8 protein-coding genes and 1 pseudogene are annotated in these 13982 nt (G+C 36.7%); 5 read left to right on the top strand and 4 right to left on the bottom strand.

All coding sequences use genetic code 11. The features are described 5' to 3' along the window. The 3 genes and pseudogenes from LUU93_RS18530 to LUU93_RS18520 all read left to right on the top strand — a co-directional run. Positions 1-1096, top strand: a pseudogene (locus tag LUU93_RS18530) (collagen-like protein); the annotation flags it as partial. 251 nt (positions 1097-1347) lie between these two features. Then, entirely contained in the window at positions 1348-2328 is a 981-nt protein-coding gene (locus LUU93_RS18525) for a hypothetical protein (protein WP_232682646.1), read from the top strand. Between the two features lie 345 nt (positions 2329-2673). After that, positions 2674-5001, top strand: a complete 2328-nt coding sequence (locus LUU93_RS18520; RefSeq protein WP_232682645.1) for a phage tail-like protein — start codon at positions 2674-2676, stop codon at positions 4999-5001. 174 nt (positions 5002-5175) lie between these two features. Here the strand turns inward: LUU93_RS18520 and LUU93_RS21735 are convergent, their stop codons facing one another. Both LUU93_RS21735 and LUU93_RS18515 read right to left on the bottom strand, forming a co-directional pair. Beyond that, positions 5176-5310: a hypothetical protein gene (locus LUU93_RS21735; protein WP_255669555.1), complete on the bottom strand. Its 135-nt coding sequence runs from the start codon at positions 5308-5310 to the stop codon at positions 5176-5178. A 353-nt stretch (positions 5311-5663) separates the two neighbouring features. After that, the gene (locus LUU93_RS18515; RefSeq protein WP_232682644.1) at positions 5664-6035 is read right to left on the bottom strand and encodes a hypothetical protein; all 372 of its coding nucleotides are present in this window, start codon (positions 6033-6035) and stop codon (positions 5664-5666) included. Positions 6036-6631: 596 nt separating this feature from the next. Between LUU93_RS18515 and LUU93_RS18510 the strand changes: the two genes are divergently transcribed. Both LUU93_RS18510 and LUU93_RS18505 read left to right on the top strand, forming a co-directional pair. Beyond that, positions 6632-9730, top strand: coding sequence for an immunoglobulin domain-containing protein (locus LUU93_RS18510; RefSeq protein ID WP_232682643.1), 3099 nt, complete (start codon positions 6632-6634; stop codon positions 9728-9730). A gap of 197 nt (positions 9731-9927) precedes the next feature. Then, the gene (locus LUU93_RS18505) at positions 9928-11232 is read left to right on the top strand and encodes a peroxiredoxin family protein (protein WP_232682642.1); all 1305 of its coding nucleotides are present in this window, start codon (positions 9928-9930) and stop codon (positions 11230-11232) included. A 1110-nt stretch (positions 11233-12342) separates the two neighbouring features. Here the strand turns inward: LUU93_RS18505 and LUU93_RS18500 are convergent. Together LUU93_RS18500 and LUU93_RS18495 are read right to left on the bottom strand one after the other, a co-directional pair. Continuing rightward, positions 12343-12699 (bottom strand): hypothetical protein, encoded by a 357-nt coding sequence (locus tag LUU93_RS18500; RefSeq protein ID WP_232682641.1) that lies wholly within the window; start codon positions 12697-12699, stop codon positions 12343-12345. An 86-nt stretch (positions 12700-12785) separates the two neighbouring features. Beyond that, complete coding sequence (locus LUU93_RS18495) at positions 12786-13484, bottom strand: S24 family peptidase (protein ID WP_232682640.1); 699 nt, start codon at positions 13482-13484, stop codon at positions 12786-12788. Positions 13485-13982: the final 498 nt, after the last annotated feature.

Genomic DNA, 13982 nt, shown 5'->3' with positions numbered 1-13982 from the left:
AACAGAGTTCTTAGCAGGAATAAAAGGAGCTACCGGAGCAAGCGGAGCAGATGGAAAATCAGCATATGAAATCTGGGAAGGGCTTCCTGGCAATGATGGTAAATCATTAACAGAGTTCTTAGCAGGAATAAAAGGAGCTACCGGAGTAAGCGGAGCAGATGGTAAATCAGCATTTGAAATCTGGGAAGGGCTTCCTGGCAATGATGGTAAATCATTAACAGAGTTCTTAGCAGGAATAAAAGGAGCTACCGGAGCAAGCGGAGCAGATGGAAAGTCAGCATTTGAAATCTGGGAAGGGCTTCCTGGCAATGATGGTAAATCATTAACAGAGTTCTTAGCAGGAATAAAAGGAGCTACCGGAGCAAGCGGAGCAGATGGTAAATCAGCATTTGAAATCTGGGAAGGGCTTCCTGGCAATGATGGTAAATCATTAACAGAGTTCTTAGCAGGAATAAAAGGAGCTACCGGAGCAAGCGGAGCAGATGGAAAATCAGCATATGAAATCTGGGAAGGGCTTCCTGGCAATGATGGTAAATCATTAACAGAGTTCTTAGCAGGATTGAAAGGAGCAACTGGAGCAAAAGGAGCTACTGGAGCAGCGTTTACATATAGTGATTTTACTACAGCACAATTAGCTGCCCTAAAAGGAGCAAAAGGTGATCCTGGTATACAAGGTGTTGCTGGTCCAACTGGAGCACAAGGTCTTCAAGGTTTCCAAGGAGAGCAAGGTGAAAAAGGAGATCAAGGTATCCAAGGTCTTAAAGGAGCTACTGGAGCAGACGGAATTGGTGGTAAAACTATCGCTGGAACAAATGTAACAGTAACTGGAGCAGGAACAGAGGCAAGTCCTTATGTGATTAATGCTGCTGCAGCTCAACAAGCAAGTGACGAATTTACTGCAACAGCCGGACAGACTAGTTTTACATTAGCAGGAACACCTTCTTCTCTATCTAAAGTGAAGTTATACATTAATGGTGTTCGTATTGATAAAGATGCAATTTCTATCAGTGGTAATGTTGTTACGTATAAACCGGAAAATAATGGTTCATACGCTTTAATGGCAGATGACAATGTTATAATTGATTATTTAAATTAATAGAATTGAAGATTAAAACACACTCTTCGTTTTTGGAGAGTGTGTAATCTTAAAATCAATAAAACACAAAATTTAATGTATTAAAAATTGGTCTTAATCTGTCATAATCAGAATTTTAACAGGTAAAATATTCTATAGCGTACTCTTAAATTTGCACTGTTAATTTTACTCATACTGCTTATGATGTGTCAATAAAATAGATCAAAGTATAACTTCAAAAAAATAATTACAAATTATTATAAAGATTAGAGATGAAAAAAATTATATGTATACTATTATTAATCCAAGGAGGGTTTTTGATGGCACAGGAAACAGAGACGGTTGTCACTATAAATGGAAAGAAGGTGCAGGTAAATGCTGTTCCAACTACTGCAGACAATGGTTTAACAATGACTAATGGGAAAATTCAATTGGGCGGTGCCCTTTTAAAACCATCAGTCGTAACAACTACGGCAGCTAATACCTTAACAATAGCAGGATTGCAGACAGGTACCAGTACAGATAATGTTTTGGTAGCCGATGCTAATGGAGTATTAAAATGGGTAACCAGAGCCCAATTTGGTGGTGATAACTTAGGAGATCATACCGCGACTAAGAATCTTGAAATGTCTAATAAAGATGTTAACAATATAAGTAGTGCCAGAATTAAATATGAACTTGTCGTATACGATAGAGTAGCTGCAAACTTAAGTACATACTCTATTTATAAAGATAATGGGAATTTTGGGATTTATAATGGGTTAAAGGGTGGAAATGATTTATCTATAAACGAGACTACCAGAAAAACAACGATAAATAACCTGGCAATTGCAAAAAGTACAGATGGTACTGCACCAGCTGCGGGTTATGTGGCTACAGCTGCAGATGCAAGCGGTAACGTTATCTGGAAAGCACCGGCATCCAATAGTGTAATGGGGATTAAAACAATCAGTAATAATTACACTGTAGCAGCTGATGATTATACTGTAATTGCTGCTGGAATGACTGGTGATATTACAATTACTTTACCGGCAGCAGCAAGCAGTAAAGGCAGAGTTTTAGTGATAAACCAAAATGATGTAAGTAATGCAGGTAATGAACTAACAGTTAAGTTTGATGTTGATGTGATTTATTCATCTAAAATTAAAGCTAAAGAATTGTTAGCACCATTTTATTCTGCATCAACAGGAGGGACACTTAAAATTAATTTACAATCAGATGGTACAAATTGGTATGTAGTTTCATCTCTATAAATTTAAAATTCCATGCAAAGGGCCGCAAGACCCTTTGTGTGGATAATATAAACAACTATAAAAAATAAGTTTTTCAAAAAGCATATTGTAGTACTATTTATAGAATAAGTGAACGGCATTCTGCTTTTTAAATAATTTGAATATCACTTGTGTAATTATGCATTTATAAGATATTCATTAAGGAGTTTTAACCAACTCTATTTTTTTGGCCTGCAGGTTTCAATTTTTGAATAAACCAGATCAAATGGATAGTAAAAACAATAATTCAGAGACTTAATCTTTTCTGTTTCTGATTATTACTGGTTATAATATTTCAATTTTTAAAACAATTAAAAAAATTAGATAATGAAGAAAAATCTATTATGTATATGGCTTGTACCTCTTGCTATATTATTTTCAGTAAACATGCATGCTCAAATGACCATTGGGGGCAAAAAAGAACCTGAAGCATTCTCAGTGCTTGAGCTATTAAATAAAGGAGGGCTTCGCCTGCCTCAAATGACTACTGCAGAGCGTGATGCATTTGCTGTACAAGGCAATGACAAAGGTTCTGGTCTTACTATTTATAACAAAACTACAGGCTGTGTAGAGTATTGGAACAAAACACGCTGGGTAAGTTTATGTGATGATACATCTGTTAATGCACTTATTGCGGCTGAAAACGGATTAACAGCCGCTAGCGGAAAAGTACAATTAGGCGGTGCTCTTTTAAAACCTACTACATTAACAACTACTGCAGCCAATACCTTAACAATAGCAGGATTACAAACAGGTTCAGGTACGGATAATGTTTTAGTAGCAGATGCTAATGGCGTATTAAAATGGGTAACGAGAGCTCAGTTTGGAGGCGATAATTTAGGAAACCACACCGCAACTCAGGATTTACTAATGAGTTCTAAAAATATTACCGGAGCCGCAAACATAACAGCAAGCGGTACAGTTACAGGAGCAAACCTTACTGCAACAACAAAAACAACGACACCTGCAGCACAGATTACTACTGGAGCCGGAGCTGGTAAAGTAGCGGTTTCTGATGCTTCTGGTAATGTAACATGGACAGATCCTGCAACTATTGCAGCACAAGGTGATAATCTGGGAAATCATACGGCTACTAAGAATCTTGAAATGTCTAATAAAGATATTAACAATATAAGTAGTGCAAAAATTAACTACGAACTTGTAATTAAAGATAGAACAGCTGCAAACTTAAATACATACTCTATTTATAGAGATAATGGGAATTTAGGGATTTATAATGGGTTAAAGGGTGGAAATGATTTCGCTATAAATGAGACAACCAGAAGAACAACGGTAAATAACCTGGCTATTACTGCAGGTATAGATGGTTTAGTTCCGGCAGTTGGTTCGGTAGCAGTAGCGGCAGATATAAATGGTAATGTAGTCTGGAAACCTGCTTCATCTTTAGCAGTTACCGGCGACAACTTAGGTAACCATACAGCGACTCAGGATTTACTAATGAGCTCTAAAAATATTACCGGTGCTGCAAACGTAACAGCAAGCGGTACAGTTACAGGAGCAAATATTACAGCAACAACAAAAACAACAACACCTGCGGCGCAGATTACTACAGGCGCAGGTCTTGGTAAAGTAGCGGTTTCTGATGCTTCAGGTAACCTTACATGGACAGATCCTGCAACTATTGCAGCAAAAGGCGATAACTTAGGAAACCATACTGCAACTCAGGATCTAGATATGAGTAGTAAAAATATCAATAATATTTCAACTGCTTTTATAAAAACAGGAATAGATTTTACTGACAGAACTGTTGCTATATATCCAAATAAATTTATTTTGTATAAGGATAAAGGAGTATTAGGTATTTGGAATAATTTAAGCAGTGTCAATTCTCTTTCAATTGACGAAACAACTAATAATACAGCTTTTGCGTCAACGATTAGTTTTCCAAATGCTGATGCTTCAAAAATATTATTTATTGGTTATAATAAAGATGCTGCCAGAATTGAACACAGTTCAGGATATAACTTAGGAATGGTATCAGGAGCAAAAACAGCTGCAAATTCAGGACTATTTACATGGTCTAATTATTCAGGTGCAGGGCCAGCTCAAAAAGAATTAATGCGTCTTAATGCTGCAGGTAACTTAGGTATTGGTACAGCCTCTCCAACGAATACTTTACATGTTAAAGCAACAGCCGATCCCGTTAAAATAGAAGGATTGACAACCAGTACAAACAAGACAGATGTATCTTTAGTAGTAGGTGCTGATGGTGTGGTTAAAAAAGCTATATCTGCACCACCATCAAGAGCAACATATACAACTAGCAGTATTGCACCGGGAGCATCTGAAACCATTGGTTTAACTATTACGCCAGATGTTTCGCTTTTTGTGGTTCAAACATGGAATGCCTGTGACAGAATCGCTATTGCTACTTTTACTTCTGTAGGTAATGTATTGGCATTCAATGGAGGTCAAGCTAGAAATTCAACATATAGTGCCGCTGTCATAAATCCAGATGGTGATCTTCTAAGACTTACTGCTGCTGGAGTGACTACATGTTCCGCTACTTCTGGTGGTGATGGTGGTCTTGCAAACCAGTTCGATTTTGATATTCAAAAGACAGCTACAAGTATAATTATTACAAATAGAGGAAATGTAGTTAAAACTTATATATTGAGACAAAGTGAGTTTTAATATAAAAATAATAAGAAACCAAGATAAATAAATATCGAAGGGTACGCAAAATAACTCAGGCCCAACAGGTTCTAAAAAACTGTTGGGTCTCTTTGTATTAAAACTATGTGTTTAATTTATTTGTCCTCTTGAACTCTACCGGCTTCGAAGCTTCGGGACGAGAGAATAATCGCACTACAACCCTTTCAATTCTTTTATTTCCTTATTGAGCCATTCAATTTTTTCATTTTTAAGATCAATAATTTCAAGTCTTGCTTCGGCTAATTCTTTATAATTGATATTGATTTCAACAGTGTTATTTTTTAACATGGATCCTTTTCCTGTTAAAAGCCAGTTTGCGTCAATATCTTTATATTTTACTAGTAGATGATATAGGAACCAATTACTATTACTAATAAAAATGGTACATTCCACAGACTTATAATATAACTGTAATGGAGAACTATTTTTGTGACTACTATTTTAAAGTAAGTGCCTTTAGTAGTATACTATATGAAATTGCTTCGCAGTTTGCAATGACAAATAGTTTGTTTAATTCGTTTTCTTGTTCTGAGTGAAGTCGAAGACTCCATAAATATATTGACATTTAATTATCAATACACGATGTAGGGGCATTAATTTTAAATCAAAAAGTAAGCTGCAGCTTCATTTTTACTTTGTTTTTATTTTTTTTCGTTGTCAGGAACCTGTTTTTCTAAGAGAAAAATTACCTTTTGCAGGCTTTCAATCGTCTCTTTTCTTGATTCTGCAAGACTTTTGTAGCTTTTTTCATCTTCATTTTGGTTAATATCCGAGTGATAATTTTCATCATTTGCACCCATAATCATCGGGCCTTCGCTTTTTAGCAGCCATTCACAGCTGTATTGGGGATATTTTTCAACTATTTTTAAAATCCATTTAGCCTGAATATCACTATTGTTACTAATGGCACGGGACAAAACTCCCTTACTGGCACCAATTACCTGTTCTAATTTAGATATAGTAATCCTTTCATTTACAGCTAAAAGCCTTATGTTTTCTAGAATTGTATTCATACGTAGGAAATTATCCCTTAAATAATTTTGTTTATTGAAAATTATCGCCTACATTTGTTTTTAAAATTTGATATAAATAAGCGATGGGTAAAAGTAAAACAAAAATCTATAAATCCTATGATTCTAATATCCTCGAAGCACTGTTTGTGAAATACGGACTGTCAAAGTATTATATACGTCAGTGCGTAAGCGGGGCTGTGCATGGAATAACACCGGATAGCATCAAAAAAGATTATGATATTATGCAAAAAGCCCACAAAGATGTAATTATGAATCTTATTCAGGAAACACTTAAGTAACTAAGTCAAAATATACAAGAAAACCAAAAGTTATTATACCCCTTTATCTGCTTTAAAATCCCAGGTTTTATAAGCAGATTAAATTAATGTGTCTCGTTAAATTTGTAAACAGGCAGATCTTTCATTTCTATAAGCCGTATTGACAAGATTCAATAGTACTTATTTTTTTACTCAACAATACCACAAAATATACACGAATATCCCAAAAGGATATCGATTTGGTATGTCTTTTAATATATTATTTCCAGAAATAATAGTTAGAAGGCTGCCGCTTTAAATAATTTAAAAAATTAAAAAATGAAGAAAAATCTATTTTGTATATGGCTTATGCTTCTGGCCATATTATTTTCGGTTAACACGCAGGCCCAAATGACCATTGGGGGCAAAAAAGAACCTGAGGCTTTCTCAGTGCTCGAACTGCTTAACAAAGGCGGACTTAGACTCCCTCAAATGACAACTGCAGAGCGTAATGCTTTTGCAGTAAAAAATAATGATAAAGGTAACGGTCTTACCATTTACAATAAAACTACCGATTGTGTGGAGTATTGGAACAAAACACGCTGGGTAAGTTTATGTGAAGGAACATCACAGACAGCCATCAGCCCGCAGCCATGTGTAGATGTAGCTGCAGATGGCACCGGATGTGATACCCAATTTAGCGTTACAGATCCTGATTGTCCTAACGGGCCATTTACCATCAGTATTACGGCTGGGTCAGAATATGCTTCCTTAAGCGATGTAGACATTGTAAACGGAAAATTTAAGATAAACTTTTATCCAAACGAAACAGTAAATACCCATACTGTATTAGTACGGGTTACCAGCACTTGTACCAGTATGTACAAAGAGTTTTTATTCTCTCAAAATGGCGTAGATTGTAGTTCTATGCCATATGCTGTACCGACAATATCACCATCAAATGCCAATTTAACTTTATGTGTGGGTGGTGCGGTCTATTTATCAGTTCCTTCTAATACGGCAAACCTGAATAAATTAATCTGGACCCGTAATGGCTTACCAATTCCGGGCAGCAACGGTGCATCTTATATTGCTGCGACTCAAAAAGGAGAATATAATATTTCTATGGGGGCCGTAGGCTGTAATACTAACGCATCAAACAAACGTACTATTACAGAATCTGGATCTACAACACCAATTGATCTTGTTGCATCGGCATCTAATAATGCCGTAATTTGCGGTACGGGCAAAGTAAAACTTTGGGTATCAGGAAACGGCAGTGCTTCTGTTGTTTGGTTCCATAATGGTAAAGAACAAGAAACGGGAGAATCTATAGAAATAAGCGGAGACAGCAGTGTTGGCGAATGGTTTGCTGCTACAAAAGACGGAAGCTGTTATTCTAAACCTTCAAACAGTATTAAGGTAACAAAAAGCGAAGCAGCTGGGCAAGTGACTCTTGATCCCGCTGATGTATTAGTAAACGGTGTGCCGTTGAATACCTTTACAAAATTCTGTTCTGGAGGAAGTTTAAATTTAAGCATTAAAAATCCGCAAAGCACAATTACCTATACATGGTACAACGGTAATGATATAATAACGAGTAATCCATTTACTGTTCCAGCTTCTCAGTCAACTATTTCACTTCGTATGGTGGCAACTGATAACAGCGGAGCTAAATGTGCAGCAGAACAAAGTGTTTTAAAGGCAGATATAATACAGGGCAGTACTCCGGAGAACCCAAATATTAGAACTACGAGTACCCTTTGTAAAGGTAGTGCAACTTTAACTGTTTTAAATTCAGGAAATTACACCTATACCTGGTATAAAGATAAAAAAATAATAGAGGGAGAAAACAGTAATGAACTTCAGGTTGCAGCTGAGGGGACTTATGGTGCCACTATAACTAACACAACAGGCTGTATAAGCCCTATGATAGAAAAAACAATTTCTGGAAACTCAAGTGATCCTAATGTTTCGTGGGATCCTCAGGTAAACCCTCCTGCTGATCAAACTTTTGGGGCATCAATTACTCTTACTGTTACTAATTCATACGATTCTTCATACACTTGGACTGTGGATGGAGTTGTAGTTCCAAATGCTGCTGGAAAGACCACAACAATAAATCTTCCAAAGACTGGAACTGATGGGCAAAAAGTAAAAATTGCAGTAACAGCGAAAAACGAATGCGGCGAAAAAACAATAGATAAGGAAATAACGATGAATACAGGGTGTCTTACGCCTGTTATTAATTCAATATCTTCTGCGCAGACTATAATAGCAAAAACGAGTGTTACAATAAATATTTCAACAGCAGATACTAATACACCAACATATGCATGGTATCAAAATACAACTGACAGTACAACAGGAGGCACTAAGGTAGGCAGCGGAACTTCGTATACTACAGCTGACCTTACAGAAGGTATCTATTATTTTTACTGTACTGTAACAAATGGCTGTACTGGTAATCCGTCTGCAACTTCGGCAACAACAGCTAAGGTTACCGTAACTAAAAACCCGGGTGATATCACACTAGGGAGCGGGTCTTTAAGTGGGAAAACTTGTTTTGATATTGCAGAAACTGAAGGTGGTACTACTTGCGGTGCGCTGTCTGATCGTTTATCTCAGAAGGCAGATTTTACTACTACAGCTACAAACACACAAACTTACACCTTTACACCAAGCGGTGCAGTAACCAGTGTTCGTTTTGCATATGTGGAAAGTACAGATGGAGCAGGAAAAATTGTTCAAGATTTTATAGATAATAAAAACAATACTGTAACAGTAAAATACAAGACGACACTGCAGAGTACGGCAAAAGGTTTGACGGCTGCAAATCCATTTTATGTAACCATATACGCCATTTATACTGACGGAGGCGGAGAGAAAGCAGTACAAATAAAGGCAGAAATAAAAGACTGCATGTGCTGTGGTGCAAAGGTAAGTGCTACAGAATGGAGAGCATTTATGTGTCATAACTTAGGTGCTGATACTTCTTTAAATCCTTTTGTCATTAAACCTGGATTGGTAGGTGGTTATTACAAGTGGGGGACTAATCTTCCTGGTGCAAATTCACCTGTTGCTAGTTGGGTGATGTCCGGTAAAAAAACAAAAAATGACCCATGCCCTAATGGTTATCGTGTACCAAATGATGCAGAATGGGATGGTTTGAATGCTAATAATAGTAAATCCTATGTAAATTCTTCAAGGACTGTTGGACAAACAGGAGTACAAGTAGGACCAAGCTTAATGCTGCCTTCTGGTGGGATGATATTAGGAGGGCAAAATAATTATTGGCTAACTTCTTATTGGTCTTCCGGAGAGGGTAACATTTACTTAGACGGTGGAATGACGGGTTCTGTAAATTTTACAAAATATTATACCAGCCAAGCGTTTGTACTTCAGATACGTTGTATCGCTATGCGCCCAGGGGAATAATAATAATAGATTTTCCTGTCTGGAATAAATAAAGCTTTAGCTGGGTTATTTATAGCAGCCCAATGATAAGTTTTTAAAGGTTAAGATTATCAAAAATACCGCTGCGCTTTTCATTTCCTGCTTTGAGCAGGAATGAAAGGCGTTTCGGTATTTAATATAAATTTTAGGTTAATTAGTAATTAATAACAAAAGAAAACATGAAAAAAATAGTATTACAGGCTATTGCTGTTTTGGGTGTGGTAACTTCCGGGCAGTCACAAACCATAAACGTAAATTTTTCTCATTACGGAGGAAAACAGTATGTATATGTACTCGAGAGAGGCAGCAAAGCAGATACTATTGCATCAGGAAAACTTGATGCCACAGGAAAAGCTGTACTTGTTATTCCTGCTGCCAAAAAAAGCTATACCGGTATTTCGCACTTTGCCCTTACAGACGGCGGCGGAATGGATTTTATTGTAAACAAGGAAAATTTTGCCATTTCCTGCCTCGAAGAACAGCCTAATTTTGAGAACACCACTTATACTGGTTCACCAGAGAACGAGTACCTTGTAGAAAGAATGAAAAAACAAAGGCAGGTTTTAGAAAAAGCCGGTATGGTAAATTACGGTCTCAAAGTTTATAAAAAAGAAGACGCTTTGTACAATGCTCTTGACAAAGAAAAAGAAAACCTTAATACACAGCTCGGCACTTTAAAAACCACAACAGCACAAAGCAAATTGTATGCTGCAAGATTAGCCGAGATCTACGATGTTTTAATGGGCGTGGGAAGCAGTCTGGAGCAATCAGAAGAAGAAAAAGCTAAAGAAGCCAATCTTTTTGTAAGAGACAAACTCGATATGGCAGTATTGTACAACAGCGGCCAGTGGAATAATCTTATTGAAGGCTGGATGCAGCTGCAGCAAGGTGTACTAAAAGACGACACTTCCTGGCTGGCAGACACCAAACAAATCCTGTCGCGCATAAAAAGCAATGAAATCTATACGGCTTTTACAGAAAAAGCAGTCGCTTTATTTACCAAAGCCGGAAAAGATGATATGGTAACTGCTATAAGTCAGTATACTGCAAAATCAGGAAGGTTAGAAAAGCCTGCCAAACAATTAACAAATGCCATTAATGCCCCTGTAATTGGCGGTTCGGCACCTGCTTTGCAAACCGCCTCAGGCAAAAAAACAATCAATAAAAAAACCTTGTTATTCTTTTACGAATCGGGCTGTAACAACTGCGAGAACGAAATTCACCAGTTATTGGGCAATTACGAAATCGTAAAAAGCAAAGGTTATGAAATTATAAGCGTTGCCGCAGACATGACCAAAAATGCCGCAGACGGCCACGATCACGCCTTCCCGTGGAAAGAACAATTATGCGATTTCAAAGGTTTTGCAGGACCAAACTTCCAAACCTACGCCATAATAGGAACCCCAACTTTTTTCACCATAGACGAAAAAGGCAAAATCACAGGGAAATATGCGAGGCTTGTAGATACGGATATTCTTAAATAATGGTGAATTGTGAATTGCGAATTGTGAGTTATGAGTTTTTTTGTCATTCCGAGGAACGAGGAATCACACTAGAAACTCCGCAAAGCATATCGCCAATCTTTGTAGAATTGCGCGTGAGATTTGCTTCGCCTGTTCGCTATCGCTCGAGTCTCCCTTCGGTCGAAATGACAAACAGTACGGTTAATTCTTTCTAATCTTGTCTCCCTGAGCGAAGTCGAAGGACACGCAAGTAACTCCATAAAGTACAGACGCAATAGAACTCAGACCCGACAGGTTTTTAAAACCTGTCGGGTCTCTTTGTGTTAAAACCATGTGGTTAGTTAAACTTTGACAAAGATCCACACACGCACAGTCATTGCGAGGAACGAAGCAGCCGCACTAACAATAAGCAGCTTTGGTAATAAACTATGTGAGATTGCTTCGTTCCTCGCAAAGACAAACGGTGTGGTTATACTATCGTTGTCACCTTGAGCGAAGTCGAAGGGCGTAAAGTAAAGACGCAATACAAATCAGACCCGACAGGTTTTTAAAACCTGTCGGGTCTCTTTGTGTTGAAACTATGTGGTTATACAATCTTTGTAGAGTTGCTTGCGAGTCCTTCGACTTCGCTCAGGATGACAAACTGTACGGTTACAAAATCTTCGCTCAATCTTGTCATTGCGAGGAACGAAGCAGCCGCACTAACAATAAGCAGCTTTGGTAATAAACTAAGTGAGATTGCTTCGTTCCTCGCAAGGACAAACGGTGTGGTTATACTATCGTTGTCACCCTGAGCGAAGTCGAAGGGCGCAAAGTAAAGACGCAACACAAAGAGACCCGACAGGTTTTTAAAACCTGTCGGGTCTCTTTGTGTTGAAACTATGTGGTTATACAATCTTTGTAGAGTTGCTTGCGAGTCCTTCGACTTCGCTCAGGATGACAAACTGTACGGTTACAAAATCTTCGCTCAATCTTGTCATTGCGAGGAACGAAGCAGCCGCACTAACAATAAGCAGCTTTGGTAATAAACTAAGTGAGATTGCTTCGTTCCTCGCAAAGACAAACGGTGTGGTTATACTATCGTTGTCACCCTGAGCGATCCCGAAACCTAGGGACGGGAAAAGGATCTTGTTACAAACCTTTTAATTTTTTTATTTCCTTATTTAGCTGTTCAATTTTTTCATTTTTAAGTCCAATAATTTCAAGTCTTGCTTCGGCCAGTTCTTTGTAATTCGTATTAGTATCTTTATTAGGGGTTTTTAGCATAGATCCTTCGCCGGTTAAAAGCCAGTTCGCATCAATAACTTTATATTTTATTAGTAAATTATGAATAGGGATCATTCCTGCATTAGTTCTTGCTTTATATATTTCAGTCATTAAAGAAGAGCTGATATTAAGTTCCTGAGCGAACTTCGTAGGATTTGAAATAATACCTGTCTTCTTCAGGTATTCATAGATAATTAAAAATCTCTGGGTTACATCGTTCATTACAAGAGAATTAAATATTTTGTCCTTTTATAAGTTTTTTTAAATTGTACAAATATTTCTTACCTTATACAATTAAAGAGAAATTGTTATTCTAATCTAATTATACCGATTACAATTGCGACAGAAAGCAGTTTAGATTTGGGCAGTTCAAACGAATCATAAGCTGTATTATCGCTCACAAGAGTAATAAAGTTATCATTATTAGACTTGCAGACACGTTTAACCAGCATACCTTGTTCGGTATTTAAAACATAAACTTTGTTCCATTGAAAAAAAGTATCTACCGGCAAATGCCTGCAGGCAGCAATATCTCCATTATTATAATTTGGATACATTGAGGAACCTATTATGTTAATTAAGTAATCAGCCCCTTCAAAAGTGGGTACTAAAAATGGAGCATCATTATAGTTTGAAACAATTTTATTGCCATAGTTGTATGCGGTCATGTTTTCGGCAGATATAAGTGATAAACTTTTATTTTTATCAAAACCGGCATTTATGCTGCTATTTGCAATATTATCTTTATCGATGTCCTGGCTGGTGTCGATGCCGTTTTTTAGAATATTCCCTTTTCCGGTTTTAATCCAGTCTTTGTCAATTAGTGAATTTAAATTGCATAGCTTATTAATAAAATCAACAGGTAAATTAACTTTTCCGTTTATTACTTGAGAAAATGACGATTTGTTAGAATAACCCAGCAGCTTTCCAAGCTCTTCTTGATTTTTGGCAGTACCTAAACTTATTAAGGTCTTTAATGATATTTTAATTCTTTGTAGTTCAGTCATTGTTTTTACTTCCTTAAACTTCAATTTGTTTTTCTAAGTAAGAAATTACTTTTTGCAGGCTCCCTATCGTTTTCCTTTTTCGATTTAGCTAGATCTTTAAAACCTGCAAGATCATCTAATGATGATATAGGAATGTTTGAATTTTTAATCATTGGCTTTCTCATTATTAATCATTCACCTCTTAATATTTAGTAAATATAAGTAAAAAGCTACATAATGTAATTCTGTTTATTTAGGTTTTTTTTAGTTTCTAAAGTGTTTTTTTGGACAAAGAATCAATAAAAAACCTTAATCTATGGTTTATTAAACGTTTATGGACTATTAGTACAATAGTCATCAATGATATTTGCAGTATTATTTTTCATTACTTCTAAAGGAGTAAAATAATCTTTTTGGTAATTGTTTTCTTAAGAGGGGAAGTTTCGGCTTCCTCTTTTTTTATATAAAAACAATTTCATTATTACGACTTTATTTGAATTATAGTGTTGTAATTCAATG

The organism is Flavobacterium soyae, assembly GCF_021245985.1.
In the GTDB taxonomy this organism is placed as follows: Bacteria; Bacteroidota; Bacteroidia; order Flavobacteriales; family Flavobacteriaceae; genus Flavobacterium; species Flavobacterium soyae.
Note: the sequence above shows the minus strand (reverse complement) of the source record. Positions and strands in the feature narration are given on the sequence as shown.

Excerpts from the sequence above, each read along its gene's own strand:
- LUU93_RS18525 (WP_232682646.1), top strand. The coding sequence starts at position 1,348 with ATGAAAAAAATTATATGTATACTATTATTAATCCAAGGAGGGTTTTTG.
- LUU93_RS18520 (WP_232682645.1), top strand. The coding sequence starts at position 2,674 with ATGAAGAAAAATCTATTATGTATATGGCTTGTACCTCTTGCTATATTA.
- LUU93_RS21735 (WP_255669555.1), bottom strand. The coding sequence starts at position 5,310 with ATGTTAAAAAATAACACTGTTGAAATCAATATCAATTATAAAGAATTA.
- LUU93_RS18515 (WP_232682644.1), bottom strand. The coding sequence starts at position 6,035 with ATGAATACAATTCTAGAAAACATAAGGCTTTTAGCTGTAAATGAAAGG.
- LUU93_RS18510 (WP_232682643.1), top strand. The coding sequence starts at position 6,632 with ATGAAGAAAAATCTATTTTGTATATGGCTTATGCTTCTGGCCATATTA.
- LUU93_RS18505 (WP_232682642.1), top strand. The coding sequence starts at position 9,928 with ATGAAAAAAATAGTATTACAGGCTATTGCTGTTTTGGGTGTGGTAACT.
- LUU93_RS18500 (WP_232682641.1), bottom strand. The coding sequence starts at position 12,699 with ATGAACGATGTAACCCAGAGATTTTTAATTATCTATGAATACCTGAAG.
- LUU93_RS18495 (WP_232682640.1), bottom strand. The coding sequence starts at position 13,484 with ATGACTGAACTACAAAGAATTAAAATATCATTAAAGACCTTAATAAGT.